This window comes from Bradyrhizobium arachidis, assembly GCF_024758505.1.
In the GTDB taxonomy this organism is placed as follows: Bacteria; Pseudomonadota; Alphaproteobacteria; order Rhizobiales; family Xanthobacteraceae; genus Bradyrhizobium; species Bradyrhizobium manausense_C.
In genome coordinates, this window is sequence record NZ_CP077970.1 from 616,062 (window position 1) to 641,943 (window position 25,882).

The 25,882-nt window shown below is 63.3% G+C and carries 24 protein-coding genes; 9 read left to right on the forward strand and 15 right to left on the reverse strand.

What is annotated here, in order from left to right; all coding sequences use genetic code 11:
* Positions 1-298 precede the first annotated feature (298 nt).
* Both KUF59_RS02915 and KUF59_RS02920 read right to left on the reverse strand, forming a co-directional pair.
* Positions 299-508: a PRC-barrel domain-containing protein gene (locus KUF59_RS02915; RefSeq protein WP_258768189.1), complete on the reverse strand. Its 210-nt coding sequence runs from the start codon at positions 506-508 to the stop codon at positions 299-301.
* Positions 509-555: 47 nt separating this feature from the next.
* Positions 556-756, reverse strand: coding sequence for a hypothetical protein (locus KUF59_RS02920; RefSeq protein ID WP_258768190.1), 201 nt, complete (start codon positions 754-756; stop codon positions 556-558).
* Between the two features lie 398 nt (positions 757-1,154).
* Between KUF59_RS02920 and KUF59_RS02925 the strand changes: the two genes are divergently transcribed.
* Positions 1,155-1,331 (forward strand): hypothetical protein, encoded by a 177-nt coding sequence (locus tag KUF59_RS02925; RefSeq protein WP_212460766.1) that lies wholly within the window; start codon positions 1,155-1,157, stop codon positions 1,329-1,331.
* 385 nt (positions 1,332-1,716) lie between these two features.
* Here KUF59_RS02925 and KUF59_RS43960 read toward each other — a convergent pair whose 3' ends face one another.
* Positions 1,717-2,304 carry a DUF2934 domain-containing protein gene (locus KUF59_RS43960; RefSeq protein ID WP_309500922.1) on the reverse strand — a complete coding sequence of 196 codons (588 nt, stop codon included), beginning with the start codon at positions 2,302-2,304 and terminating at the stop codon, positions 1,717-1,719.
* A 598-nt stretch (positions 2,305-2,902) separates the two neighbouring features.
* On the opposite strand from KUF59_RS43960, the gene KUF59_RS02940 reads away from it, so the two are divergent.
* Positions 2,903-4,597, forward strand: coding sequence for a glycosyltransferase (locus KUF59_RS02940; protein WP_258768191.1), 1,695 nt, complete (start codon positions 2,903-2,905; stop codon positions 4,595-4,597).
* A gap of 93 nt (positions 4,598-4,690) precedes the next feature.
* Here the strand turns inward: KUF59_RS02940 and solA are convergent, their stop codons facing one another.
* Positions 4,691-5,878, reverse strand: coding sequence for an N-methyl-L-tryptophan oxidase (solA, locus tag KUF59_RS02945; protein WP_212460764.1), 1,188 nt, complete (start codon positions 5,876-5,878; stop codon positions 4,691-4,693).
* 230 nt (positions 5,879-6,108) lie between these two features.
* Between solA and KUF59_RS02950 the strand changes: the two genes are divergently transcribed.
* Complete coding sequence (locus tag KUF59_RS02950; RefSeq protein WP_212460763.1) at positions 6,109-7,665, forward strand: amidase family protein; 1,557 nt, start codon at positions 6,109-6,111, stop codon at positions 7,663-7,665.
* Positions 7,666-7,727: 62 nt separating this feature from the next.
* On the opposite strand, the gene KUF59_RS02955 is transcribed toward KUF59_RS02950, so the two are convergent.
* Positions 7,728-7,976: a hypothetical protein gene (locus tag KUF59_RS02955; RefSeq protein WP_212460762.1), complete on the reverse strand. Its 249-nt coding sequence runs from the start codon at positions 7,974-7,976 to the stop codon at positions 7,728-7,730.
* A 263-nt stretch (positions 7,977-8,239) separates the two neighbouring features.
* On the opposite strand from KUF59_RS02955, the gene KUF59_RS02960 reads away from it, so the two are divergent.
* The gene (locus KUF59_RS02960; RefSeq protein WP_212460761.1) at positions 8,240-9,076 is read left to right on the forward strand and encodes a hypothetical protein; all 837 of its coding nucleotides are present in this window, start codon (positions 8,240-8,242) and stop codon (positions 9,074-9,076) included.
* A 226-nt stretch (positions 9,077-9,302) separates the two neighbouring features.
* Entirely contained in the window at positions 9,303-10,886 is a 1,584-nt protein-coding gene (locus KUF59_RS02965) for a sensor domain-containing diguanylate cyclase (RefSeq protein WP_212460760.1), read from the forward strand.
* Between the two features lie 97 nt (positions 10,887-10,983).
* On the opposite strand, the gene KUF59_RS02970 is transcribed toward KUF59_RS02965, so the two are convergent.
* Complete coding sequence (locus KUF59_RS02970; RefSeq protein WP_212460759.1) at positions 10,984-11,544, reverse strand: carboxymuconolactone decarboxylase family protein; 561 nt, start codon at positions 11,542-11,544, stop codon at positions 10,984-10,986.
* Between the two features lie 167 nt (positions 11,545-11,711).
* On the opposite strand from KUF59_RS02970, the gene KUF59_RS02975 reads away from it, so the two are divergent.
* Both KUF59_RS02975 and KUF59_RS02980 read left to right on the forward strand, forming a co-directional pair.
* Positions 11,712-12,887 carry a cupin domain-containing protein gene (locus KUF59_RS02975; protein ID WP_212460758.1) on the forward strand — a complete coding sequence of 392 codons (1,176 nt, stop codon included), beginning with the start codon at positions 11,712-11,714 and terminating at the stop codon, positions 12,885-12,887.
* Between the two features lies 1 nt (position 12,888).
* The gene (locus KUF59_RS02980) at positions 12,889-13,464 is read left to right on the forward strand and encodes a hypothetical protein (RefSeq protein ID WP_212460757.1); all 576 of its coding nucleotides are present in this window, start codon (positions 12,889-12,891) and stop codon (positions 13,462-13,464) included.
* Between the two features lie 18 nt (positions 13,465-13,482).
* On the opposite strand, the gene KUF59_RS02985 is transcribed toward KUF59_RS02980, so the two are convergent.
* Positions 13,483-14,646 (reverse strand): PLP-dependent cysteine synthase family protein, encoded by a 1,164-nt coding sequence (locus KUF59_RS02985; RefSeq protein WP_258768192.1) that lies wholly within the window; start codon positions 14,644-14,646, stop codon positions 13,483-13,485.
* A gap of 108 nt (positions 14,647-14,754) precedes the next feature.
* Positions 14,755-15,219, reverse strand: a complete 465-nt coding sequence (locus KUF59_RS02990; protein ID WP_212460755.1) for an Lrp/AsnC family transcriptional regulator — start codon at positions 15,217-15,219, stop codon at positions 14,755-14,757.
* Positions 15,220-15,382: 163 nt separating this feature from the next.
* Between KUF59_RS02990 and KUF59_RS02995 the strand changes: the two genes are divergently transcribed.
* Positions 15,383-16,396: a 1-aminocyclopropane-1-carboxylate deaminase gene (locus tag KUF59_RS02995; protein ID WP_212460754.1), complete on the forward strand. Its 1,014-nt coding sequence runs from the start codon at positions 15,383-15,385 to the stop codon at positions 16,394-16,396.
* 268 nt (positions 16,397-16,664) lie between these two features.
* Here the strand turns inward: KUF59_RS02995 and recQ are convergent, their stop codons facing one another.
* The 4 genes from recQ to KUF59_RS03015 all read right to left on the reverse strand — a co-directional run bounded on the left by recQ (position 16,665) and on the right by KUF59_RS03015 (position 22,025).
* A complete protein-coding gene (gene recQ / locus KUF59_RS03000; protein WP_212460781.1) occupies positions 16,665-18,530 on the reverse strand; it encodes a DNA helicase RecQ in 1,866 nt (621 codons plus the stop codon).
* A gap of 83 nt (positions 18,531-18,613) precedes the next feature.
* Positions 18,614-19,609: a homoserine O-succinyltransferase MetA gene (metA, locus tag KUF59_RS03005; protein WP_212460753.1), complete on the reverse strand. Its 996-nt coding sequence runs from the start codon at positions 19,607-19,609 to the stop codon at positions 18,614-18,616.
* 12 nt (positions 19,610-19,621) lie between these two features.
* Positions 19,622-20,923, reverse strand: coding sequence for an O-acetylhomoserine aminocarboxypropyltransferase/cysteine synthase family protein (locus KUF59_RS03010; RefSeq protein WP_212460752.1), 1,302 nt, complete (start codon positions 20,921-20,923; stop codon positions 19,622-19,624).
* A 166-nt stretch (positions 20,924-21,089) separates the two neighbouring features.
* Positions 21,090-22,025 (reverse strand): alpha/beta hydrolase, encoded by a 936-nt coding sequence (locus KUF59_RS03015; RefSeq protein WP_212460751.1) that lies wholly within the window; start codon positions 22,023-22,025, stop codon positions 21,090-21,092.
* A 151-nt stretch (positions 22,026-22,176) separates the two neighbouring features.
* On the opposite strand from KUF59_RS03015, the gene KUF59_RS03020 reads away from it, so the two are divergent.
* Entirely contained in the window at positions 22,177-23,064 is an 888-nt protein-coding gene (locus KUF59_RS03020) for a branched-chain amino acid aminotransferase (RefSeq protein ID WP_212460750.1), read from the forward strand.
* Positions 23,065-23,124: 60 nt separating this feature from the next.
* On the opposite strand, the gene KUF59_RS03025 is transcribed toward KUF59_RS03020, so the two are convergent.
* The 3 genes from KUF59_RS03025 to KUF59_RS03035 all read right to left on the reverse strand — a co-directional run bounded on the left by KUF59_RS03025 (position 23,125) and on the right by KUF59_RS03035 (position 25,836).
* The gene (locus KUF59_RS03025; protein ID WP_212460749.1) at positions 23,125-23,736 is read right to left on the reverse strand and encodes a class I SAM-dependent methyltransferase; all 612 of its coding nucleotides are present in this window, start codon (positions 23,734-23,736) and stop codon (positions 23,125-23,127) included.
* Between the two features lie 167 nt (positions 23,737-23,903).
* Positions 23,904-24,776 carry an acyl-CoA acyltransferase gene (locus tag KUF59_RS03030; protein WP_212460748.1) on the reverse strand — a complete coding sequence of 291 codons (873 nt, stop codon included), beginning with the start codon at positions 24,774-24,776 and terminating at the stop codon, positions 23,904-23,906.
* 79 nt (positions 24,777-24,855) lie between these two features.
* Positions 24,856-25,836: an amino acid--[acyl-carrier-protein] ligase gene (locus KUF59_RS03035; RefSeq protein ID WP_212460747.1), complete on the reverse strand. Its 981-nt coding sequence runs from the start codon at positions 25,834-25,836 to the stop codon at positions 24,856-24,858.
* Between the last annotated feature and the right edge of the window lie 46 nt (positions 25,837-25,882).

Genomic DNA, 25,882 nt, shown 5'->3' on the forward strand with positions numbered 1-25,882 from the left:
GATCTTCGACCGGCGCTTTTGACCCCAAGCGGACTTCGTCATAGGCCGCCTCGGAGGCCGACTCCGCTCGCATCTCGCCGTCTGCGTTTGGAACCGAAACCTTTTCTAGCCTGAATGATTTACTCCCGGGGCTTCGCAAGATGCGAGGCATTCATGAACCCTCTCTCGGCGAGCGACTTGTTTCTTACGGTCGCGATCATGAGCGTCACTTTCCTGACCGAAATCGCTCTCTTCATCTTGATCGGAATGATCTGAAAGAATCCCGCTGTTCTGGGCAGCGCGCAGCCGATGCGAAGGCCTAGTTCTCCGTGAACTTGATGGTTGAGACTGGCCATCTTCCGTCATGATCTTTGATCGAAATCCGAAGCCCGTGCAAATCATCCAGCCAAACGTTCTCGACCGTGCCCGCCTTTCCGTCGGTAAGGACGACGGCTTTGCCGATCAATTCGGATTGCGCCGCACCGTACTCATTCAAAATATTTGAGGCACGGTGCTTCACCGATGGCATTGCGCCTCCACATTCGGCCGAGGCGTCCGCGCTGTTCTAGGGGCGGCTCAACGGCGACGTTTGTCCCAGCGCTCAGCACTGGGAATGATTGATGGCGACTGCTCTTCCAATTCGCGGAGACGGCCGATTTGCGCTCTGAGGCTCCCCGGTAATTCCGGCTCTTCTTTCAGGAACGCGTGCAGCCTTTCTCCAATTTCTTGAACGATTGCTCGGCTGTGCTTGGGATCTAGGTCAATGCGGTTGCGCATAAGAAGCCTCGTTCGGGTAAGAAAGCGCCAGCGTCCACTCCTCCCGCAGCTCTCCAGCTTGCGAGCACGGCTGGCAATTTTGGAATGGAACCGGAGACCGCCGCTTTTGGCTATCTGCGCGAGCGCTTGTTTTTGAAAACAGCGGGCCCTGCAGTGAGGAACCTTTGGCTATCCGCGACATGCGCCGTGTAGTTAACGGCGAGCGACGGTCTCGTATTTCTAAAGTTTTGGCAGGAGCTTCCGTTCCAAATCTTTGGCCGCGCCGCCGCTTCGGTTTGACGAGGATGCCTTTTGGACGGCACGCAAGCAGGCGTTCCAAGGGCTAGGGTCGAACAGCGCTCTCGGAACCATTTCTCGGCGTATCCGGTTAGTTCGTGGGATCGATGGAGGAATTCGCTATGAGGATCGAATATCATGCTGCAATTGCGATAGTGGCTTTTGCCGCTGGTGCTGGACTGGCGGTCCATTCTGTCGGCTCGCTGCCGCCCGAAAAGCAGTCCACGCCTGCCGCCGCCCAAATGGCCACCCTGTTGGCTGAGTCCGTGGATCCGTTTTTGCATCGGTCCGGTGGCTAACGGCCGGCGCAACTCCAAAACGCATTGGCGGCGTTACCTAAGTCAGGGGGCACGTCTCGTCCGGTATCTCCGATATTGGCCCGAACCCGCCGATCTGGGCGGGGAGCAAATCGGCAGCTATCAGCGGTACAGCGGACGCGGCGCTAACACATTCGGGAAGGCAGCACGTGACCCAAAACAGACGTCGTTTCGCTTCATTCAAAGTTGAAGTGGCTTGAAAAGTAGATCTGTGCGGCTCATGCAACCGTTGTCTAGAGAAGAGACGACGAAACGAGGGGCGAGGTAATGCGACCCGCCATTGTGGGCGCGGTCTTGGCGCTGGCGACGCTTGATGGCCGTGTCGAGCTCGACAACAACGTGGGCCCTGATGATCGAGGGTAGATTTTCAAAGCGTGTCCGGCGTCTTCAATTCGTGCCTGACCTGTTCCTCTTTGAGCTGGCGCTCGGCCTCCTGCCAGAACTCGTCCCGACGTCCTTCAGGCCTGCCGGACTCTTCCCAAAGCTTGTAGGCACGCGCGCGGATATCATCGTCATAGACGTGAGCCATGCGAACCTCCCGATGAAGCACGGCCTCGCCGTGGGGGGCTGGTGGGGTTAGAGCCAAAGGCCGTGCAGGCCGGCTGTCGGCGGGAAATCCGGCCTGCGGATTCAAGTCGTCGGATCGACGACGGTTCCAAATCCCTGGTGCCGTGTGCGTTGAAGTCTGGTCGTTGCCCGTCCACTCCCTTTCAGCACGCAACCAGAACTCCAGATCACGTCCTTCCGGCCGGCCCGCTTCCAGCCACAGCACAAAGGCACGGCTGCAAGTTTCCTCGCGCTGAATTGACACCTGCAACTCATCGAGCCTGCCCTTGATCACCTTCGCGAAGCTTTCGAGCCGCTCCACGGTGGCAACGTCGCAAATCAACGGGATCATGCGATTAGCCAGTTCGAGCTGATGTTGCAGCCTCTGAAGTTCGCCCCGGTGGTCCACGATGTTGCTCCGATTGGCTATATGACGCCGGGGCCCGCGGAATGTTCGATCAGCACGGCCGTCCTTGCGTAGTTCGCAAGTCCATCGGAAAACAATTCGGGAGGAGCAAACCTCCGGCCATCCGGCCACCAATGCTCAGCCTCGACCTGCATCGTGCAGATCGGAGAATGGGACTGGAGATACAGCTTCGGCGTCAGAGACGGCCGATTTCTTGTCCGCCTGCCTGAGGATCGCCGCCAGACAAATCATTGGCGCATTGCGATCAGAATGCATGATAACGCCTTCCGCGAATCGGCCTATTCAGTGGCCAGGCATCTACCGCGATGGTGCCCTCTCGTCCGGCAAGCGATCTGATTGTTCGGATTGGCTACACGTCCGATCGGTAGATCAGGCTCCAGCCAATCAAACCTTGTAACATATTGAAAATAAACGGCTTTGGAGGTGGTGCGCCCGGCGGTGTTTCCGAGCGGCTTGCGGAGAAGGTTCGAACCTGGTTTCTCTCCCTCCGCCAGCCTTCAGGCGCCAGGCTACCCGCTGCGCTGAAGGCGCTTGTGTACGAGTGGGCGTCGAATTGTCTCCTGTGAAGCCAGCTCAAGCCGTGACGGTCCGTGACGATGGCGCGGGCGCATTGTCCGATGCACCTTCGCAGAAGCTGCACATCTGTCACGTCGCTGCGACGACGGAAGGGGCGCTCTGGGTGTTCGAGCAATTGCGCGATCTGCGCGATCGGTTCGGCTACGACGTGTCGGTCATCCTCAACGGCAATTCGGGAACGCTGGTCGACCGTTTCCGCGCCGCCGGTATCCGGGTTCTCGTGAGCGATTTCGAGTTCCTTGCGACCGCCGACCTGTTCGCGCTGCCGAAGAAGATTCTCGCGCTTGCCGCGATCCTCAAGCGCGAGCGCTTCGATGTCGTGCAGACGCACCTGTTCCACTCGATGGTGATCGGCCGGATCGCGGCATGGCTAGCCGACGTGCCGGTGCGGCTCGCCATGATCGCCGGGCCCTTCCATCTCGAAGCCTACACGCCGCGCTGGATCGACGGCTCGACGCAGTGGATGGAAACGGCGCTGATTCCGTCGTGCGGGCTCAGCCGCGATCTCTACATGTCGATGGGAGTCGCGAAGGAGCGGCTTTCCGTCATCTATTACGGTCCCGACGAGACCGCGTTCGATCCTGCGCAACACGCTGCCGACGATCTTCGCGCCGAGTACGGCTGGCCGCAGGATACCCCGCTGATCGGCATGGTCGCTTATTTCTATGCCGAGCTTGGCACCAACCGCTGGACGCCGCCGGCCGTGCATGGCCGCTCGGTCAAATGCCACGCCGACCTGATCAAGGCCATGCCTGACATCCTTCAGGAGTTTCCCGCCGCCAAGCTTTTGCTGGTGGGGAAGGCCTGGGAGGAGGGCGGCCGGCAATATCTTGCGAAGCTGGAAGCGCTGGTTGCCGACCTCGGCCTGTCTGACAACGTCAAGTTCACGGGCTATCGGAAAAGCGTCCCGGCGACGCTGAAGTCTCTCGATGTCGCAGTCCAGGCCTCGCTCAGCGAAAACCTCGGTGGATCGATCGAGGCGCTGCTGATGGAATGTCCGACGGTCGCGACGCGGGTCGGCGGACTCGTCGACAGCGTGATCGACGGCGAAACCGGCGTGCTCGTTGCGCCCGCCGATCCGGCCGATCTCGCGCGCGGAATCCTGACTCTGCTGCGCGATCCGAAGATGGGGCGCGAACTGGGTCAGCGCGGCCGTCGCCTGATGCTCGAACGCTTCACCTTGCGGCGGACGGTGGAAAACCAGCACAGGCTGTATCAGAGGCTGAAGCGCGATGCCCCTGCCGGTTACCGCAAATCTCGCACCGCGCTTCGTACCATCCTGGGCGCCGGGGTCTGCGGCTACCTCGGGTTTCGCTATCTCGTGGTCGATTCGCGGATCCTGCCGGCATGGGACGCCGGCTGGCGTCCCTGGCATTTTGCGCGAGCCCGCTACCGGATTGCCCGTATCCTGCACGCGCTCGCGTCACAGATCGACAGGCGGAGCAAGCGCCGGCAGATGCGAGCCGTGACGCCGGTTGCCGCTCCCGCTGCTCAACCGGTGCAGGTCAATCTGCAGTTCCAGTCGGTGCAGCCGGCCGCGCCGGAGCCGATCGCGCCGCAGCTTCGGCTGCTGGCCCGCATGATGCTCTACCGGTTTTACGCCTTTGTCGGACGCCAGAAGCTCGGCTGGGGTCTGCGCGCCAAATTTCGTCGCATGCTCGCGACGGCCTGGCAAAGGTTGACCGGCTTGTGGCGATGATCGCTGCGGCGTGGTCTGCCGCGTCGTGCTGACAAACGGTCGCAACTGACATCGCGCCGGTGCCTATGCAGAAACTCACGAAATCAGCGCCTATCATGCTGCACCTACCCGCGCCGGCTCCTCGAACGTAAATTGTCGCATATCGATATCGGCTGGAATCGTCTCGCGAAGCGCCAACTTTGCGAGAACTTCACCGATGCCGCCCGAATGCTTGAAGCCGTGCCCGGAGCACGGCGAAGCCACGAGAACATTCGGCATGTCCGGATGGCGATCGATGATGAAACGCGCATCCTTGACCTTGGTGTACAGGCAGACTTCAGCCCGGACGCACTGCGATGTGACGCCGTTGAAGAACGGTTCGACGTAGGTCGCAAACATCGAGCGCCGTTCTTCCTCGGAAACGACACGAGACACGCTTTCAGGCGTATCTTCCGTCTGCTCCTGTTCCGTCGCGATCTTCACGCCATCCGAAACGCCGCCCAGCGCAGGAAGTCCATAGATATTCTGATCTCGACCCGGAACCATCCAGATGAAAGCCGGAAAATTCTCCGGCTGATACATCTCCAGGGATTTCCGGTCTGCAAGCGCGAACCAGTACAGCACCTGACGCTGCACCTTCAGCTCTACGGGTGAACGCAGCAACTGCGGAAGCCAGGGCCCCGCGGTGATGATGAGTTGACCGGCGTGATAGACGCCGCGATCCGTAACGACGCAAACTCCGCCCGATACACTCTCGTAAGAAGTGACGCGCTCGTTGATTCTGATGTCAGCCTTTTGTTGACGGGCGCGGACAAGCTGCGCACGGATGCACGCTTCAGGCGTCACGTACCCACTGTCCTTGTCGAAATAGACTTTCTCGTCGTCTGAGATCCGGAACGCGGGATGTCTGGCCATCAATTCGGCAGGTGAGAGTCGCTCATATTTCACACCCGCCAAATCGGCCGCTTCTTCGGTCGTTTCGACAAAGCGGGGATTCTGATGTCGATGCGCGCCTCGCGGGCCGCCTATGACGGCAAGCCCATTCAGCCTCATAAGACTGACATCAAGCTGCTCTTCGAGTTCGGTCCAGATGCGATGGGAGCGCCTTGCGAGAGCCGAATACATGGGACCTTCACCGCAGGCCACGCGGGTGATCCGGCTCTCGCCATGCGTAGAGCCAAGCCGGTGGGGAGGGTCGTACTGATCGATTCCCAGCACGCTCACATTCCGCGACGCGAGCTGATAGAGCGCCGAAGAGCCCATGGCACCGAGGCCGAGTACAATCACGTCGTAATGCTTCATCTTGCTCCCGAGACGGCCGCCCGCGCTATCGAATGATCCGTCGACGCCGCCCCATGGCGCGCGAAAGCCCGAAGCATCATGCAAGCTGCTCCCATTGGCAATCGAAAGTCGCATTGGTCGCTGACAATTCGTCGCATCGGCGCGCCGTTGCAGTGGCCATGCAGAATCGTACCTGTACACATCATTGCATCCCCCATAACCTTCGCCGCGCAATTTTTGGGGGATGCGACGTGGCGAAGAAGACTGTGACGAAGAAGAAGGTAGTGAAAAAGGCATCGCGCCATACCGCGGCAGCGAAGTCGGCGAAGAAAGCAACCAAGACAACGGTCAAGAAGGCCGCACCGGACAAGGCGGCCAAGCCGCGTCGTCCCAAGGGACAGATCTGGCAATGGTCCGCCGTCGAGACCGCGGCGGCGATCCGCTCCGGCGCCGTCTCTGCCGTGGAGGCCGTGGAATCTCATCTCGAGCGCATGCGCGCCGTCAATCCGAAGCTCAATGCCGTTGTCGTCGATCTCTCCGAGGAGGCGCTTGCAGCGGCGCATGCTGCGGACAAGCAGCGCGCCAAGGGCGGCGAACTTGGCCTGCTGCACGGCGTGCCCGTCACGGTGAAGGAAAACGTCGACTACGAGGGCCGACCGAATTTCAACGGCGTGCCGGCAAACAAGGATCTCATCGCGCCGTCGGACTCGCCCGTCGTGCGCAACCTGAAGAAGGCCGGTGCGATCGTCATCGGCCTCACCAACACGCCGGAATTCTCCTTCCGCGGCTTTACCGACAATCCGCTGCATGGCCTCACGCTCAACCCGTGGGATCCTGATATCACCTGCGGAGGTTCGTCGGGCGGCGCAGGCGCGGCAGTCGCCGCCGGCATCGGCACCATTGCGCATGGCAACGACATCGGCGGCTCGCTGCGCTGGCCGGCGCATTGCAACGGCGTCGCGACCATCAAGCCGACGCAGGGTCGCATTCCCGCATTCAACCAGAGCGCCACCTCTGAGCGCCCGATGCTCGCGCATCTGATGTCGGCGCAGGGGCCGCTCGCGCGCCATGTCGGCGACGTCCGCCTGGCGCTGGAGGTGATGAGCCAGCGCGATCCGCGCGATCCCTGGTGGGTGCCCGCGCCCCTGGTTGGGCCGAAGCCGAAGGGGCCGATCAAGGTCGCGCTGGCTAAGATCCCCGAGGATATGGACGTCGATCCGCAGGTCGCCGCGGCGCTGCGGCAGGCTGCCGATCACCTGGAGCGCTCCGGCTATCGCGTCAGCGAAGTCGAGGTGCCCGATATCAGCGGGGTCTGGCAGACCTGGTGCGACATCATCACCAACGAGACGGTGGTGATGCAGGAAGAGGCGATGCTGAAGGTGACCTCGGAGGACTTTCACAAAGCCTGGGGTGGCATGAAGGCCAAGGCCGATGTGCTCGATCTCAAGGCCTGGATGCGCGCCACCGCCGCGCGCAACGGCCATATCCGCGCCTGGCAATTGTTCTTCGAGGAGTATCCGGTCGTGCTGGCGCCGACGACGGTGAAGCCGACGCCGGGCCCGCGCGAGGACACGGTCAGCGCCGAGCGCGTGCAGGAGATATTTTGGGGCGAGATCCGCTTCATCTCCGCGATCAACGTGCTGGGCTTGCCCGGCGCCGTGGTGCCGGTGGCGGTGCATGACGGCAAACCCATCGGCGTGCAGCTCATCGCCGGCCGCTATCGTGAGGACCTCGCGCTGGACGCGGCGGCCGCGATCGAGAAGCGCGCCGGCGTGCTGGCCCATCAACTATGGGAGCGGATGGGCTAGGCTGTTCGGATCGGCTCGCCCTCTTCCGTTGTGTGGGAGAGGGTCGGGGTGAGGTGAAGGGGTTAGGCGCGCGCGTCCAGCACCGCTCTCGCTGCGGCGACATAGTCGCGCCAGTGGAGGTCGGCGTAACGCTCTGCCTGTCGTGCGCAGGTCACGTCAGGCGCGTGGGCGGCGGCGATCATCCGTGCGTAGCGTTCTTCAGCCACCGTCATGTCGGATGCTGCGACGGGCGGTACGAAGGCAGAGACGGCCTGCGGTGCTGCGACAAGCCCGGCCATTCCGGCAAGCATGGTGCGGCGTGACGTCTTCATCGCTATCATCCTATCTGGTCTGCTGACGTATTTGGCGGGCAAGCGTTGTCGCTGTTGCATCAGGGTACCTGCGCCGGCGCCAACAGTCTAGGAGCCGTGGATATGGCTTGACGCTTGGAACGCCTGCGTTCCATCTAGGGGCGGATATGGCGTCGAACCGTCAGGCTGTCGGACGATCACGTGGCCTCCCTGGTCAAACATTGAGATCGGCGTCCGGGGCGCTCGCATGGCTTCCCGGTGCGGCGCTGGCGTGCGTCCTGTCGATGACCTCTGTGGCGCTCGGCGCTGAGGACGGGGAAGACGAGCCGGCCAAGCCGTCGGTCCCGAACGTCTATCTCGACCTGCGAACGAGCTATGCGGCGCTCCCTGCCGGAACGCTCGGCCTCGGCTTCGGCCACTCGTCGATCTCGGCGGCGCTCGAGGCGCTTGTGGCCTTGAAGGGCACCTCGTTTCCAAGCGGCCTGCCGCCGGCGCAGTCGATCGTCGTCGATCTTCCGCTCACCGTCGACGTCACCGATCGCGTGTCGCTCTATGGCGGCGTGTCCGGCAGCAGCATCAATCTCGGCAACAGCGGCTGGTCGTCGCTGGCGATCACGAGCTGGAACATCGGCGTTCAGGCCGATCTGTACCAGCAGAACGGCGGCACCATCCCGACCGTCACGCTGCAATCGACGGTGACCCAGTCGATACCCAACGTGCCTGGTGCGACGACCTCGTTCAACAACATCGTGGAGTTCGACTACGCGCTGGACGAGGACGAGACGCGCGGCTGGCTTGCCGGCATGCAGCACACCTATACCGACATCAACAGCCAGGCCGCACGTATCGGCACCAACAAGATCTTCTACGTCGGCGGCTACTATCAATGGCCGAGCAACTGGAAGTTCACCGGACGCGTCGGCATCCAGTCGTTCGCCGGCGCGCAACTCCTGAACCAGACGCCTTTCCAGCCCTTCACCCAGCCGATCGTCCGGCTCGACCTCGACCGCATGGACGACAACGACAACCGCCTGTTCGGCATCACCGCGCAGATCGCGTGGATGCCAAAGCCGGCCTATCAGGCGACGCTGCGGACGCCGCTCTACGCCGTGCGCAACTGACCGGTGGGCATGGTGGATTTTGAGTAAAGATTTCCCGCCGAAATTCTACGGACAACGACATCCCGCGCCGCACCGGCTTCATTGATGCCGAAGGGATTTTCGCGCCGGCGTCGCGGCCAGAAGGCGTCAACCCTTCGTTAGCCTTCGGTCGAGATCGCCTGCCTTCTTATACCGGTGCAAGGGGCTTTGAGGCAGATTTGGGTTCCTTTCGCCTGGGAGACTGCGAATGTCCCGCTTGGTATCGGAACGAACGTTCCTGGCCGGGAAGATCATCTTCAATTTTGGCCAGTCCTCGATCAACTGCGTCGTGCGCCGGTTGTCGGGGCAGGGGGCGACGCTCGAGATGGAGAGCGGCCTGGGCGTGCCCGAGCACTTCCAATTGCGGGTCGCCGGTCAGGATCTGCTCTCCTGTCATGTGGTCTGGCGGTCGGAACGGCAGGTCGGCGTCGCCTTCGAGCAGCCGGGCAGCGTCGAGCGCCCGACCGGCGAGGATCGGGAACGCTCGCCCGATCAGCTGCTGCGCGGCCAGATGCTGGCGCTGCGCGCCGCGCTCGATCATGTGCCGACCGGCATCGTGCTGCTCGATTCCAACCTCAGGGCGCGCCTGATCAACCGGTCGTTCCGGCAGATGTGGCGCCTGCCTGACGAAGTCGCCGACAGCAATCCGTCCATTATGACGTTGCTTCTCCACGGCCGCGACACCGGTGCCTATGAAGTGCCGGACCCCGAGCTCGATGCCCATGTGGCGGCACGCGTCCGCACGATCGAGGCGGGCGATCCGACGCCGGTCGACGTACGCCGGACCAATGGCGATGTCGTGCGCGTCCAGTGTACGCCGCTGCCCGACGGTGGGCGCATGCTGACCTATACGCCTGTGACCGACATCGTGCGCTTCTCCGACGAGCTGAAGCTGCTTAGGGACGCGCTGGAGAATGTCGAGGACGGCGTGCTGCTGCTCGATCGCGATCTCAATGCGACTTTCATGAATAGGCGCGTGCGCGATTTCTGGGAGATCAGTGAGCACGAGGCGGCCGAGCACCCGGCCTATGCATCGCTGGTCCGTCGCACGCGACGCATGGGTGCGCCCGATCAAAGCGCGGCCGAAGCGGCCAAATTCCCGGCCAAGCGTGTGGAAGAGGTGAAGGCGGGCAACCATGTGCGCGACCTCCAGGCCCCTGACGGCCGCAGGCTCCGGACCCACTGCACCACGATGCAGAACGGCGGCCGCATGCTGACCTATGTGGATATCACCGACCTGACGCAAAAAGCCCAGATGCTGGAAACGCTGGCGACGACCGATCCGCTCACGGGTCTGGTCAACCGCCGGCATTTCCTCACGTGCCTCGAGGCGGAATGGAGCCGCTTCCAGCGCTACTATCGCGCCGTCTCCGTCCTGATGATCGACATCGATCACTTCAAGTCGATCAACGATCGCTACGGCCATGCGGCCGGTGACGATGCGATCAAGGCCGTGGCGGCTGCCTGTATCGAGCGCAAGCGCAAATCCGATGTTGTCGGCCGCATCGGCGGCGAGGAGTTTGCGGTGATGCTGCCGGAGACCAGCCTGTCACGCGCCAGGACGGTTGCCGATCGCATCCGCAAGCGCGTGATGGCGCTGCAGCTCCGCTCGGATCAAGTACAGTTCGGCGTCACGATCAGTGTCGGCATTGCCGAGGCGGCGGTGAGCATGTCCGGCATCGACGCGTTGATGAATGCGGCGGATCAGGCGCTGTATCGCGCCAAGGCCGAAGGTCGCAACCGCTGCATCGCCTGGTCGCCTCCGCCGCCTGCGCCAAAGGCCGCGGAGTAGTCGCGGTATCAGCTAAAGCGCGATCTCATCGCGCCTTAGCTCTCTGTTTGAGCATGATCTCTTCGGAAAAACGCTGCGCACTTTTCCGGTTCATGCTCTAGTCCGGCACCGGCACGTCAAATGTGTTCAGCGTGACCGAGACCATGCAGTAGACGCCCACGAGGTAGGACAGTTCGGCGGCGCCATGCTCGCCAAACTCCTTGACCGCCGCGCGCCAGGTCAATTCCGGCAGCACGCCGCCGCTGACCAGTGCGGAGGCCATGTCGTAGGCCACCGCCTCCTGCTTGGTCAGGTCGACGGGCCGCTGACCGGCGACGATGGTCGCGAGCTTGTCGTCCGGCAGGCCGCGCTGCTCGGCAACCAGCACATGCGCGTAGAGCTCATAGCCGGAGCGGAAGTGCGAGCCCGTGACGAGGATCGCGACCTCACGCACGTTCGGGGGCAATAGCGGATTCGACGCGATCGCCTTGACTAGCTCCCACACCGGCTTGCCGAAGCGCGGCTCGCGGAGCCAGGGATTCCAGGGCCCGAGCAGCGCGCCATCGTCGCGCATGTTCACAAAGCCCTTGAAATGGTCCTTGATGCCGGTTTGCATGTCGTCATAGAGCGGCTTCTGCTCGTCACTCAGGTCTTTTGGATCGAGAATGGGAAGACGCACGGCAAGGTCTCCTCGTTGAGAACGGCGGACCGTCGCCTGCGGTCTCGCTCAAGGCAAGTGAAGTTAAAGTGACAGGCATGTCCCGGGCGCCGGGTGGCGTGGAGGTGCCGACACGACCGTGTTATGTCTCTTCGGGTCAAGGGAAGCAGCGTCAGCGGGAGAGCGGCATGTCCGATTCGCAGCGCCGGGATTTTTTGGTCGCGGCCGCCGGCGTCGCGACGCTGGCAGCGCTCACCGGTTCGCAGCCTGCCGTGGCCGGCGATCCCAGCTTCATGAACAACGTCCCCGATGCCGATCTCTCGGGCAAGGAGCTGCCGACCTTCAAGTTCGCTCTGGAGAAATCGCAGGGCAAGGTGATCGGCGGCAGCTTTGGCAAGGAAGCGACCGTCACGCAGTTGCCGATCTCCAAGGGCATCGCCGGCGTCTCGATGCGGCTTGAGGTAGGCGCGATGCGCGAGCTGCATTGGCACGCCACCGCCGCCGAATGGGCCTTCGTTCTCGAAGGGCGCGTCCGCACCACCGTGATCGATCCCAAGGGATTTGCCGAGACCAACGATTTCGATCCCGGCGACGTCTGGTATTTTCCGCGCGGGCATGGCCATATGCTGCAATGTCTCGGCGACAAGCCCTGCCATTTCATCCTGATCTTCGACAACGGCTACTTTTCGGAGTTCGGCACGTTCTCGATCACCGACTGGGTCGGCCACGCGCCGGCGCCGCTGCTCGCAAAAAATTTCGGCCTGCCGGAGTCGGCGTTCGCAAGCTTCCCGAAGGACGAGGTGTATTTTGCCCGCGGCAAGCCGCCGCCGGCCGAGCCGTCGGTGCCGCTGCAGGGCTGGAAGCTGCCGGCGGAGACCCACAAATATCGGCTGCTGGCGCAGCCGCCGCATGCGACCTATCCCGGCGGCCGCGAATGGCGGGTGGATTCCAGCCGCTTCCCGATTTCGAAGACCGTCACCGGCGTCATCCTCGATCTCGACGCGGGCGCGCTGCGCACGCTGCACTGGCATCCGAACGCCGACGAGTGGCAATACGTCATCGATGGCACCGTGAGCGTCACGCTGTTCGGCTCACACGGCCGCTTCCGCACCGAGCAGCTCGAGCGCGGCGACGTCGGCTACATCCCGCAGGGCTATGGTCATTCCATCGAGAACATTGGCGACCGGCCGGCGCGCATCCTGATCGGCTTCAATGCCGGCCTCTATGAGACGATTGATTTGTCGCAATGGATCGCCGGCAATCCGGTCGACGTGCTCGCGACGAATTTTGGCCAGCCGGCGGAGCTGTTCGAAAAGTTTCCGAAGCAGGATGTGTTCATCGCTGACAGGAATGGGCGAGGATAGGGTGACAGATCTAATCGTTGGGCTCGATAGCTGGGTCATCCAGGATGGAAACTACGGTGAATTCAAGCGAGGCATGACTTCGTCATTCGCTCTTGAATTCAGTCCAATGGTTCCGATTCGAATATGTGGGAGATTCGATAAGAAGGCCCTTTTACTCGTGCACCTGGTGGAGAACGCGTACGAGGTTGTCGGCCAGGTGATGCACGTCGGAAGCGATTGGTGGGCTCTCGATGTAGGGCTTATCCTTTATCGCGATGAGAGTCCTCCCGCTGATATCGGCGTTGGCACGTGGCTACATGGACCGGTCAGTATCGGGATCGATCCGTTTCCCTATTTTGAGAGGCACGGACATGTATCTGGCGCTCCTGCCCTGATCTACGATTGGAAGATCGACAAGATAGAGCGGCAGACGAGTCCTTGGATAGAGACTCAGCCGGGTCAGATGCAACGAGACTTGGACAAACTCGGGTTGGAGGAGGTCATCGAGACCAAGGCATGGGGCAATGACGAAGAGTATTTGCTCCATTGCACTCGCCTTGATGGCCCGCGCTGGCCAAAAAGCAGAGATCGTCCCTGATCGGCGGCGGCGTTCTGGCTATGACACCTCGGAGCTCCGCAGGCTCTGTGGATTGTGCACATCCTCGACCGTGAGGTTGAGAGGCGTGCCCGTCTCCAGGAACGATGACAATTCGGCCTCATAAGGTGCGGGGTCGAGACCGCGCGCATTGAGCCACGCCGGCTCGTAATAGGTTTGCCGGTAGCGCTCGCCGGAATCGCAGATCAGCGTCACCAGCGACCCCGTCACATTCGCCTTCCGCATCTCGGCGGCCAGCCGGCACAGCACCAGAAAATTGGTGCCGGTGGATCCGCCGACGGCTCGCCGCAGCCTTCGCGACAGCACGTGCATCGCCGCGATCGTCGCGGCATCCGGGATCTTCATCATGCGGTCGACCACGCCCGGCACGAACGACGGCTCGCAACGCGGACGGCCGACGCCCTCGATCAGGGATGGGCGCTCGCAGACTTCCGTGCGGTTCTGGTTGCGGAAACAATCGAAGAAGGCGGAATGCTCGACGTCGGCGACGCAGAGCCGCGTCGGATACTGGCGATAGCGCAAGTACCGTCCGATCGTCGCTGAGGTGCCGCCGGTGCCGGCGCCCATCACGATCCAGTCCGGGATCGGGCGCGGCTCGCCCTTCAACTGCGTGAAGATCGATTCGGCGATGTTGTTGTTGCCGCGCCAGTCGGTTGCGCGCTCGGCAAACGTGAACTGGTCCATGTAGTGGCCGTTCAGGCGCGCGGCGAGCGCAGCGGCCTCGGCATAGAGCACGCGGCCGTCGTCGATCAGATGACAATTGCCGCCATAATGCTCGATCGCGGCAATCTTCTCCGCCGATGTCGTACGCGGCATCACGGCATAGAAGGGTACGCCGATCATCTGCGCGAAATAGGCCTCCGACACCGCGGTCGATCCCGACGAAGCCTCGACTACCGGCGTGCCTTCGCGAATATGTCCGTTGCAGAGCGCGTAGAGAAACAGCGAGCGTGCGAGGCGATGCTTCAGGCTACCGGTCGGGTGCGTGGATTCGTCTTTGAGATAGATGTCGATCCCGGCGAGAACAGGCACGATCAGCCTGATCAGATGAGTGTCGGCAGTGCGACACTGGTCTGCCTCGATCGCAGCGACCGCCTCGTCCACCCAGCCCCGCCGGTAGGCCGGTGCGACAGGATTTTGCTGGCGGTAGGGGAGGGGCTGCATCGGACGAATCTCTCATGATGCGCATCGCGCATCAATAGCTCTGGATTTTTGTTTTGACGCGTTTTCTTGACGCGAACCGGTTTCCACTTCGCTGGAAAACGCGTCCGCTCAAAACTCCAGCGGTGCGTTGTCGACGACTTCCTTCATCACGAAGAAGGTGCGGGTCTGCCGCACGCCGGGCAGCGCGATGAGCTGCTCGCCATGGATGCGGTTGAAATCCTCCATGTCGCCGACGCGGATTTTCAGGAAGTAGTCGAAATCGCCGGCGACGAGGTGGCAGTCGAGCACGAATTTCAGCTTTGCGATCGCCTGCTCGAAGGTGGCAAAGCTCTCCGGCGTCGAACGGTCGAGCACCACGCCGACCATCACCAGCGTGCCCTTCGCCACCTTGCGCGGCGCGACCATGGCGCGGACGGAGGCAATAAAGCCGTCTTCGAACAGGCGTTGGGTGCGGCGATGGCAGGTTGCGGGGCTGATCGCGACCCTCTCGGCCAGCTCCGCATTGCTGAGGCGGCCGTTATTCTGAAGTAATCTCAAGATCTTAAGGTCGGTGCGGTCAAGTCGCGCGGACATGGAAGAAGCTTTCGTAGTATGGCTAATTTTCGGAAGAAACTATATCCATCTACGCATATTGCGCAACGATAGGTGCAGTAGGTGCGCAGTATTCGAAAGCACATTTCCTCCGGCCGATGCTAGTCGCTTCCCCGACCTCAACGCCAAATCGGGATGACCTCGCATGCTGGAGAAATTCGCGCGCTATCCGCTCACCTTCGGGCCGACCCCCATCGAGAAGCTGGAGCGGCTGTCAAAGCATCTCGGCGGCAATGTCGAGATCTATGCCAAGCGCGAGGACTGCAACTCCGGCCTCGCCTATGGCGGCAACAAGCTTCGCAAGCTCGAATACATCATCCCCGACGCAATCGCCTCGAACGCCGACACGCTGGTGTCGATCGGCGGCGTGCAGTCCAACCACACCCGCATGGTCGCGGCCGTGGCGGCCAAGATCGGCATGAAGTGCCGCCTGGTGCAGGAAGCCTGGGTGCCGCATGAGGACGCCGTCTATGACCGCGTCGGCAACATCCTCCTCAGCCGCGTGATGGGCGCCGACGTGCGCCTGGTCGAGGACGGTTTTGACATCGGCATCCGCAAGAGCTGGGAGCAGGCGATCGAGGAGGTGAAGGCGGCCGGTGGCAAGCCTTACGCGATTCCGGCCGGCGCCTCCGTGCACAAATATGGCGGGCTCGGCTATGTCGGCTTCGCCGAAGAGGTGCGCGCGCAGGAGAAGGCGCTCGGCTTCAAGTTCGACTACATCATCGTCTGCACGGTCACCGGCTCGACCCACGCCGGCATGCTGGTCGGCTTCGCCGCCGACGGTCGCGCGCGAAAAGTGATCGGCATTGATGCCTCCTTCACGCCTGATCAGACCAAGGAGCAGGTGCTCTCGATCGCGCAGAACACGGCAAAGCTGGTCGAGCTCGGCAAGGAGATCGTCGCCGACGACGTGGTGCTGATCGAGGACTATGCCTATCCCGCCTACGGCGTGCCCTCGGACGAGACCAAGGACGCGATCCGCCTCACCGCGCGGCTGGAAGGCATGATCACCGACCCCGTCTACGAAGGCAAATCGATGCAGGGCCTGATCGATCTCGCCAAGAAGGGCCATTTCGAGAAGGGCGCAAAGATCCTCTACGCCCATCTCGGCGGCGCGCCGGCGCTGAACGGCTATGCGTATGCGTTCCGGAATGGGTGAGGTGGGCTGAGCTGAGGCCTCCTCTCAACCGTCGTCCCGGCGAAGGAGGGGACCCATAGCCCCAGGGAGTAGTTGTGGCGCGAGATTGGCGACCGCGAGTCTTCGCCAAACGCCTGCCTGCGGTTATCGCGACGAGCGCAAGCGCTCGCGCGGGGATCCCGGATCTGCGCTCCGCTCCTGACAACGCTCCGCGTTGCCAGGAGCTACGCTTGTCCGGGATGACGTGGGAGGGAGTGGGGTGCCAACTCCCAAAGAATACGCACGCCGACTACCTTGTCCGCACCAGCCGCAACAGCTCTTCGCCATAATGCTCGAGCTTCTTGTCGCCGATGCCCGGCACGTTGCGGAGCTCGTCGGGCGTCGTCGGCCACGCCCGCACGATGCCGTCGATGGTGGCGTCGTGCAGCACCACATAGGCAGGCACCCCGCGCTCGCGTGCGATGTCGGAGCGCCAGGCGCGCAACCGCGCGCGGAGTTCGGGATCGACGTCGCCCTGCGGTGCGGCGGCCGCCGGCGCGAGATCACCGCGGCGCGATTTGGCACGGCTGGCGCGAATGCGCGTGCCCGGTGCCTCCTCGCGCAGCCAGATGTCGGTCTCACCGCGCAACACCGCGCGCGAGGACTCCGTCAGCTTCAGCGCGCCAAAGGCTTCGCTGTCGCTCTGCAAATGACCCATCGCCACCAGTTGCCGCAGTACCGTGCGCCACTGCTTTTCGTTGAGCTCGCGGCCGATGCCGAACACCGAGAGCTTGTCGTGTCCGAACTGCGTGACCTTCTCGGTCAGCCGACCGATCAGCACGTCGATCAGATGCATCGCGCCAAAACGTTGTCCGGTGCGATAGGCGCAGGAGAGCAGCTTCTGCGCCAGCACTTTTCCGTCGCGCAAGCGCGGCGGGGTGAGACAGTTGTCGCAATTGCCGCAAGTGTCGCCCTGCAACGTTTCGCCAAAGTAGGCGAGCAGCCGCTTGCGCCGACAGTGCGCGGTCTCGGCGAGGCCGACCAGCGCATCGAGCTTGCCGATCGACACCCGCTTGAAATCGTCCGACGCGCTGGACTCGTCGATCATCCGGCGCTGCTGCACGATGTCCTGGAGACCATAGGCCATCCAGGCCGCCGACGGTTTTCCGTCGCGCCCCGCACGCCCGGTCTCCTGGTAATAGGCCTCGATGCTCTTGGGCAAGTCGAGATGCGCGACGAAGCGCACGTCCGGCTTGTCGATGCCCATGCCGAACGCAACCGTCGCGACGATGACGATGCCGTCCTCGTTGAGGAAGCGATCCTGGTTGCGCGAGCGAATGCTGCCGTCGAGCCCGGCGTGATAGGGCAGGGCCGGGATTCCGGCGTCACTGAGCGCGGACGCGACCTCTTCCACACGGTTGCGGGAGAGGCAGTAGACGACGCCGGCGTCGCCCGCATGGCGTTCCCGGATGAACTCCTTGAGCTGCGACACCGCATTGCGCTTGTCGACGATCTCGTAGCGGATGTTCGGCCGGTCGAAGCTGGAGACGAATTGCGGCGCGTCCGTGAGCGAAAGCCGCTGGACGATCTCCTTGCGCGTCAGCTCGTCGGCGGTCGCGGTAAGCGCGATCCGCGGCACGTCCGGAAAGCGTTCGGCGATGACAGACAGCGCGACATACTCCGGACGAAAATCATGGCCCCATTGCGAGACGCAATGCGCCTCGTCGATCGCAAACAGCGCGACATTGGCTTGCGCCAGCATCGACAGGCAGCGCGGCGTGACCAGACGCTCGGGCGCGACGTAGAGCAGATCGAGGTCGCCGGCGATCAGCCGCCGCTCGACGTCGGAAGCCTCCTGCGGCGTCAGCGACGAGTTCAGGGCAGCGGCGTTGACGCCGGATTCGATCAGGCCCGCGACCTGGTCGCGCATCAGCGCGATCAAAGGCGAGACCACGATGCCGCAGCCCTCGCGCAGCAGCGCCGGCAGCTGATAGCACAGCGACTTGCCGCCGCCGGTTGGCATCAGCACCAGGCAGTTGCCGCCCGCGGTCACGTGGGAGATGATCTGTTCCTGGGCGCCGCGAAAGCCTGATAGCCCGAACACCGAATGCAGCGCGGAGAGCGCATCGCGGCCTTGGTCCGGTGCGGTCAGCGGAGCGGTTGAGGAAACGGGCATCGGCGTGACGGAATCGGCCATGGGACTGCGCTGATCGCCAGTCGCATGGCGGCCCGCCCAAGACAAGCCTGTTGATGAGGCTGTTAACGCGCCGGAACGGCCGTGGCGGCGTCCTCGGCCAAAAAGCCGAGCCAATTCCTGAAGATCGCGGCGGCCGCGGATCCCGCCGCGATATCGGAGCGCAGGTTCAGGGCCGGCAGCTCGCCGGCGAGGGCCGGGTGGCGCTGATGTTTCGCCCGCTTCTCGAAGCGCGCGAGCTTCTCCTCGGTTACGGCGTCAAAATAGCTGACGGGCACGGCCGGATAGGTCTCGCGCTCACGCGCGAGGAACCTGCCGATGTCGCGCAGATATTCGCGCTGGAGCGACAGCGCGTCATATTCCGGATGACCCTGGAAGAACACGAAGCGGCTGGCATATTGCCGGACGAAGATGTCGACGCCGGCCTGGCCCGAGCGCGTCAGCACCTCGTAGCCATGCCTGGTGAGATCGCTCTCCGTCACTTCGTTGAGCCGTGAATGTGAGACCTTGAGCGGCGCGGGCGCGGCGCGGGTCAGGGGATCGGCCGTGATCGGTACGCAATCGAAAATGCCGGAGCATTTGCCAGGCAGCCGCCGCCGCTCGATCCCGTCGAGGTGCAGCACCGCAGCGTGCGCGGCGAGGCAGGACCAGATCGTCGAACGCGTATTCGACTTGGCCCAGTCGATGATATCAGTGAGATCGCGCCAGTATGGTTCCTGGTCGAGATTTGGCGTCACCGGCTCGGCGCCGGTGACGATCAACCCGTCAAACTTCTGGCGCTTGAGATCGGCGAGGTCGGAATACTCGCTTTCGACATGCCAGCGCGCTTCCGGGGAGCGTTTCACCGACGGCAGCGAAAAGCAGTGGAAGCGGATGCGGCGCGAACCGCCCGCGGCCTGCAGCAGCTTCATGAACTGCCGCTCGGTCGCCTTCAGCGCCGTATCCGGCATGTTGTTGATCAGCCCGATGGTGAGCGCCGTGTCGTCGCGCGCGAGATCATCAGCGGCCGGCACCAGCGCCGGGCTCAGCACACCCTGATCCTTGTCGATCAAGATGGACATCGGCGGGCTCGTCTACTCCGCGGCCTGGAGGCGCGTTGACGGGCAGGCTTTTGCCAGCGCCTGGTCGATGTCCTCGATAATATCTGCGGAGTGCTCGATGCCGATGGACAGGCGGATCGTCTCCGGCAGCACGCCGGCGGCGCGCTGCTGCTCTGCTGACATCTGGCGATGCGTGGTCGATGCCGGGTGACAGGCCAGCGACTTTGCGTCGCCGATATTGACGAGCCGCGTGATCAGCTTCAGCGCGTCGTAGAACGCCTTGCCGGCTTCCATGCCGCCCTTGATGCCGAAGGTGAACAGCGATGAGGCGTTGCCGTCGAGATATTTTTGCACCAGCGGATGGTACGGGCTGTCCGGGAAGCCGGTGTAGTTCACCCAGGCGACGCGCGGATCGGCGCGGAGGAATTCGGCGACCTTGCGCGCGTTCTCGACATGACGCTCCATGCGCAGCGCCACCGTCTCGATGCCCTGCAGCAGCAGGAACGCGTTGAACGGCGACATCACCGAGCCCATGGTGCGCTGATAGACGCTGCGGGCGCGCTCGATGAAGGCGGTCTTGCCAAAACGCTCGGCATAGACGAGGCCGTGATAGGACGCATCGGGCTTGTTGTAGGCCGGGAATCGATCGGCGTGGTTGGCCCAGGGGAAGTTGCCGGAATCGACGATGGCGCCGCCGAGCGTCGTGCCATGGCCGCCCAGAAATTTGGTCAGCGAATGCACTGATATGTCGGCGCCGTAGTCGAACGGCTTCATCAGGATCGGGGTTGCCACGGTGTTGTCGACGATCAGCGGCACGCCATGCGCGTGCGCGATTCTAGCCAGCGCCTCGATGTCGCAGACATTGCCGGCGGGATTGCCGATGGTCTCGGCGAACACCGCGCGCGTGTTCTCGTCGATCAGTTTTTCGATCGCCTCAGGCTTGTCGCTATCGGCGAAGCGGCCGACGATGCCCTGGCGCGGCAGGATGTGGGAGAGCAGGGTGTGCGTGGTGCCGTAGAGCTGCGGCACGGAGACGATGTTGCCGCCGTGATCGGCGACGTTGACGAAAGCGAAATGCAGCGCGGCCTGTCCGGTCGCAACCGCGAGCGCGCCGACGCCGCCTTCGAGCTCGGCAATGCGCTTTTCGAGCACTGCAGAGGTCGGATTGGCGATGCGGCTGTAGCGATAGCCTTCGGCTTCGAGATTGAAGAGGGCGGCGCCATGGTCGGCGCTGTCGAACGCGTAAGCTGCGGTCTGGTAGATCGGAACGGCGACCGCGTGCGTGGTGGCTTCGGGCTCGTAGCCGGCGTGAATAGCGATTGTTTCGTTGCGCATCGTCCACCTCCGCGTCGACGGGCCGCACTTTTCGGTATGCGTTGGCCGTCGTCTTCGTGTTAGAGGCGGGTGGTAAAGCCGGCAATAATTCGTCTAGAGATCGACGAAGTAACCCTAACGAATGCTGCCGAATTAGCTAAAATTTAAGTCAATTGCGAAGCAGCGATCACGAACTGACCGCGCGCCGGACCTGCTCACCGATCTGTGACAGCACGAGCTGCGCCTGCGGCAGGATCGCGCCCATGGCGTGGAAATTGTGAACCATGCCGTCATGGCAGACGTGCTCGACGACGACGCCCGCCGCCAGCAGCTTTCGCGCATAGGCGTTGCCCTCGTCGCGCATTGGATCGAATTCGGCGGTGTGGATGATCGCCGGCGGCAGACCGGCGAGCCGCGTCGCGCGCAGCGGCGAGATGCGGGGATCGGCGGCGTCACAGCCATCAGGCAGATAGTCGGCAAGATCGGCTTCGATCGTGACGCGGTCGATCAGATGCCCCTCGGCGAACGCCTCGCGCGAGGGCGAGGTCTCCTCGAAATCCAGCACGGGGCAGATCAGGCATTGCGCGACGATGGAGAGCCCGGCGTTCTGTGCCGCCTCCTGGCACACGACGGCCGCCAGCGTGGCGCCGGCAGAATCGCCGCCGACCACCAGCCTGTCCGCATCGATGCCGAGCGCTGATGCCTGCCGCGCCACCCATTCCGTCGCGGCGATCGCGTCGTCGATCGCCGCGGGAAATTTGTGCTCGGGCGCGAGCCGGTAGTCGACGGAGATGAGGCGGCAGCCGGTTGCATGGGCCAGGGCCGCTGCGATCCGGTCGTGGGTCTGGACACTGCCTGCGACCAGCCCGCCGCCGTGAAAGAACACGAAGCCCGGCGCTGCGGCTGCCGCATCGGCGGGCTCATAGAGCCGGTAGGCCAGCTCGCCCCCGGGGCCGGGTAGGGTGCCGTCCGAAGTCACCACATCAGGCGCCTCGGCGCGCGCAAACTGCATCAGCTTTGCCAGCGACTGGCGCCGTGCCTCGACGCTCGGCCGGGTTCGCCCGGCGGGCACAGCCGCGGCCATCATGGTCAACAAACGCTTTGCCAGCGGATCGAGCGGCATCGGGATGTCTCGCGAAGTCGTGTGGTGCAGCAATCCAGAAACGAGGCCTTCAGGTCAAGTTCCCCGCAGCAAATCCTTTAGGAATTGGGACAATAGTGACGCCACATTGCGGTACTATGCCAGCGACGAATTTTCAAAGGGGAGGCCGTAGATGGCCGACATCAAGAAGCCCATCGACTACTCGCCGAGCTGGACCTTCTTCGAAGGCCAATGGCATGAGGGCAATGTGCCGATCATGGGACCGCGCACGCACGGCGCCTGGCTCGGCTCGGTCGTGTTCGACGGCGCGCGCGCCTTCGAAGGCGTTGCGCCCGACCTCGACCGTCACTGTGCCCGCGCCAATCAATCCGCGATCAATTTTGGCCTGAAGCCTGTTGTCGAGACCGACACTTGGCTCTCGCTTGCGCGCGAGGGCATCGCGCGCTTCGCACCCAAGGCCGAACTCTACATCCGACCGATGTACTGGGCGCAAAACGGTTCGGGCGGCGGCGTGCTGTTCGACCCCGAAACCACCAACTGGTGCCTGTGTATCTACGAGGCGCCGATGCCAAAACCGGTCGGCAATGCGATCACGCTGTCTCCGTTCCGCAGGCCGACCGCCGAATGTGCGCCGGTCGATGCGAAGGCAGCCTGTCTCTATCCGAACAATTCGCGCGCCTTGGCGGAAGCCGCCTCGCGCGGCTTCCAGAACGCGCTGATGCTCGACATGCTCGGCAATGTCGCGGAGTTCGGCAATTCCAACGTGTTCATGGCCAAGGACGGTGTCGTCTACACGCCGGCGCCGAACGGCACCTTCCTCAATGGCATCACCCGCCAGCGTGTGATCGCGCTGTTGCGGGGCGATGGCGTCACCGTCGTCGAGAAGACGCTGCGCTATGCCGACTTCCAGACTGCCGACGAGATCTTCTCGTCAGGCAATTTTGCCAAGGTCGCGCCCGTGATCCGCATCGACGATCGCGCGCTGCAGCCGGGACCGTTCTACACGAGGGCACGCAAGCTCTATTGGGATTTTGCGCACGCGGTGCGGCTGGCGGCTTAGGCTTTTCGTTTTGACGCGTTTTCTTTACGCGAACCGGTGCCCACTTCGCTCGAAAACGCTCTAGCCTCGCCGGAACCGGCTGAACTGAAACGCCTGCGTCGATTTCCAGGGCGTGCTGTGGATCTCGTTGCGCGTCTCGATCAACTCGAACGGGGCACCGAGCTCCGTCGCCAGGCTGTTGCCATCGTAGCGTTGCACCGGCAGGCCGCTGCATTTCTCCGGGCCGTCAAGCGCAAAGGTGCCGATGATGACCTGCCCGCCGGGGCGGATGGCCGATTGCAGGCGTTCGATATACGCCGCCCGGTCGTGCGGCTCGGTCAGGAAATGGAACGCCGCCCGGTCGTGCCAGACGTCGTAGGATCGGGCCGGATGCCACGTCGTGACGTCGGACACGATCCAGTCGACGTTGGACGCTGCGGGACCAATCCGCGCTTTTGCTGCTTCCAGCGCATTGGCTGACAGATCGAGCACGGCGAGCGAGCGATACCCCTCCTGCAGCAGGCAATCGACAAGCCGCGACGCGCCGCCACCGATATCGACGATGGCTGCTGCGTGGTCAGGGTTGGCGGCCTTGATCAGCTCGAGCGAGATGGCTGGAGAATCCTGAAACCAGCTCACCTCGGTCTCGCCCTTGGTCGCGTAGACGTTTTCCCAATGGCTGCGGGTGGACACGGGGTGGCTCCGGTTGACGTGAGGTTCTACCACACACTCGCTGTCATCGCCCGACTTGATCGGTTGAATCCGCTCAGTATTCCAGAGACGTTGGTCGTATACGGGAAAGCCGCGGCGTACTGGATGCCCCGGTCAAGCCGGGGCATGACAGCGGAGATTGACGAGCCTCACGGCCCGTACAGCACGAGCTCCGTATCGGTGAGATCGGCAAGCCGAGGCGGCTTCGGCCCCTTGAAATACTTTCGCCCGCGCGCCTCGGTGTAGACACCTGCGAGCCCTTCGATGGGCCCGTTCGAATCGACACTCACCGAGATCTTGCCATGCTGCAGCACGATGCGGCCGATGGCGCGGGCGCAGCCGACGTAGTCGGCGATGTCGCGGCAATAGATCAGCTGCATCACCGGCGGCGCGATCCAGCCGCGGCGGATGCGCATCGGCTGCAGGATGAACGGAAAGGTACCTTGCGGCGTCCGGCACACCAGGCTCAGGCAGCCATAGCGGGCATGACGCGTGAGCAATTCGACTTCCGCCACCGAAACGTCCTCGATCCGCGTCACATCGGCCGGGACGATTTCGATCGCGACGTCGGTCGCGGCGCGTGACAGCAGCGGGAACGAGAAGAACAATCCGCGACAATAGGATTGAAAGCCCTGCGTCTCGATGATCGGCCAGGTCTTGGTCGCCGGGCTGATATTGAGATAGGTGACGTCCTTGTGCCGCTGCGCGACCCTCGTCAGCATCGTTGCGTAGTTGCGGAAGGCGGGCTCGACATACCAGCTCGACAGATTGCACTGGATGGCGGTCTCGCTACTCTCCTTGCGCACCGTGTAGAGCAGCAGCAGCACGCCGACCGGCGCGCCGTCATTGTCGAGCATGTAGCCGAAGCGGGGATAGCCCTCGGGCACGCTGCGAAGTGCCTGGCGTCGCAGGCCCTGCATCCAATAGGCGCGGGACCGGCCGAAGCCGCGCGTCAGCAGGTCCGCGACGGCATCGACGTCGGACTCCCTGATTTCGCGGCATCGGACCATGGTCTGCGCCATGTTGGCATTGCCTGTTGCACAAAGCGTTTTCGAGCGAAGTGGATCCCGGTTCGCGTAAAGAAAACGCGTCAAAATGAATCTAGCGCCAGCCCTCGCCATGGGCACTGGCCGCGACCTGCGGCTGAAGCCCCAAGATGTCGCGGACCTTGGCGGGCCAGATCGAGAGGTCAATGCCGTGGGTGTGGAACATCGCGACCGCAAGCCGGTCCATGCCGAAGGCGACGCAGCCGGTATGCGCGGGCTCGCCATTGGCGTCCTGGATGCCCCAGGTGGTGCCAAAATGCTCGCGGTGATAGTTGAAGCTCATGCACGCCGTCGGCTGCTCCTCCGAGCGCAGCGGAATCAGGAGCTCGAACTTGAGCTGCTGCTGCTTCTGGCTCACCGCCTTCATCTGGCCGACGCGGCCGAAGAACGGGTCGCTGGCATAGTCGACGCGGAAGGTCAGGCCGAGGTCGCGCGCGATCGCCTGCGCGCGCACCATCCAGCGCTCGCGGAAATCGGCGACGTCGTCGGGGCTGCCGATGCAGACATATTCGCGCATCCGGAACGACTGCAGCCGATCGAGATGCTTCGACGGCTCGCGGCGGAAGCAATCGGCGGCGACGTCGAAGCGCAGGCCGCCCTTCGGCAGTTGGCCGCGGCTTGCCGCGATCGGATAGACGGGATAGCAGGCCGCCGGCGACAGCACGAGGTCGGCGGGCGACAGCGACGAGGTCCAGTCGCCGCCGGCATCGAAGCGGCTCACCGCGGCGTTGATCTCGCGTTCGGTGCCATGCAGGCCGCAGACGCAGCCGAGCAGGTTGGGAAAGCTCTTGAGGTAGCCGGACTTTTCGAGCTGCGCGCGGCTCATCACCGGCGGAAAGCGCATCACCTCGGTGCCGGCTTCGCGATGCCGGCTGATCAGCGCGGCCAGCCGTTCCACGACGTCCTCATAGAGCGCGGTGCGGGCGTAGACGCCGTCGGAGCCCATGCGGTGGAACAGGGTGTCAGTGAGATGATCGAGCGGATCGACGGCTTCCGGCACGGTGTCGGGCGAGCTTGGGAGAACGGCAACGTTCATGGGTCAAACTTCCTGCTATCGGCAATTGTTCTTGTTGGTCGTTGAG

What these genes read in the sequence shown, in the direction of transcription:
- KUF59_RS02995 (WP_212460754.1), top strand. Translation starts at nt 15,383, where the DNA reads ATGCTGGAGAAATTCGCGCGCTATCCGCTCACCTTCGGGCCGACCCCC.
- KUF59_RS02960 (WP_212460761.1), top strand. Translation starts at nt 8,240, where the DNA reads ATGACCTCTGTGGCGCTCGGCGCTGAGGACGGGGAAGACGAGCCGGCC.
- KUF59_RS02925 (WP_212460766.1), top strand. Translation starts at nt 1,155, where the DNA reads ATGAGGATCGAATATCATGCTGCAATTGCGATAGTGGCTTTTGCCGCT.
- recQ (WP_212460781.1), bottom strand. Translation starts at nt 18,530, where the DNA reads ATGCCCGTTTCCTCAACCGCTCCGCTGACCGCACCGGACCAAGGCCGC.
- KUF59_RS02975 (WP_212460758.1), top strand. Translation starts at nt 11,712, where the DNA reads ATGTCCGATTCGCAGCGCCGGGATTTTTTGGTCGCGGCCGCCGGCGTC.
- metA (WP_212460753.1), bottom strand. Translation starts at nt 19,609, where the DNA reads ATGTCCATCTTGATCGACAAGGATCAGGGTGTGCTGAGCCCGGCGCTG.
- KUF59_RS02915 (WP_258768189.1), bottom strand. Translation starts at nt 508, where the DNA reads ATGCCATCGGTGAAGCACCGTGCCTCAAATATTTTGAATGAGTACGGT.
- KUF59_RS03035 (WP_212460747.1), bottom strand. Translation starts at nt 25,836, where the DNA reads ATGAACGTTGCCGTTCTCCCAAGCTCGCCCGACACCGTGCCGGAAGCC.
- KUF59_RS02955 (WP_212460762.1), bottom strand. Translation starts at nt 7,976, where the DNA reads ATGAAGACGTCACGCCGCACCATGCTTGCCGGAATGGCCGGGCTTGTC.
- KUF59_RS03010 (WP_212460752.1), bottom strand. Translation starts at nt 20,923, where the DNA reads ATGCGCAACGAAACAATCGCTATTCACGCCGGCTACGAGCCCGAAGCC.
- KUF59_RS02985 (WP_258768192.1), bottom strand. Translation starts at nt 14,646, where the DNA reads ATGCAGCCCCTCCCCTACCGCCAGCAAAATCCTGTCGCACCGGCCTAC.
- KUF59_RS03030 (WP_212460748.1), bottom strand. Translation starts at nt 24,776, where the DNA reads ATGGCGCAGACCATGGTCCGATGCCGCGAAATCAGGGAGTCCGACGTC.
- KUF59_RS02965 (WP_212460760.1), top strand. Translation starts at nt 9,303, where the DNA reads ATGTCCCGCTTGGTATCGGAACGAACGTTCCTGGCCGGGAAGATCATC.
- KUF59_RS02990 (WP_212460755.1), bottom strand. Translation starts at nt 15,219, where the DNA reads ATGTCCGCGCGACTTGACCGCACCGACCTTAAGATCTTGAGATTACTT.
- solA (WP_212460764.1), bottom strand. Translation starts at nt 5,878, where the DNA reads ATGAAGCATTACGACGTGATTGTACTCGGCCTCGGTGCCATGGGCTCT.
- KUF59_RS02920 (WP_258768190.1), bottom strand. Translation starts at nt 756, where the DNA reads ATGCGCAACCGCATTGACCTAGATCCCAAGCACAGCCGAGCAATCGTT.
- KUF59_RS03015 (WP_212460751.1), bottom strand. Translation starts at nt 22,025, where the DNA reads ATGCCGCTCGATCCGCTGGCAAAGCGTTTGTTGACCATGATGGCCGCG.
- KUF59_RS03020 (WP_212460750.1), top strand. Translation starts at nt 22,177, where the DNA reads ATGGCCGACATCAAGAAGCCCATCGACTACTCGCCGAGCTGGACCTTC.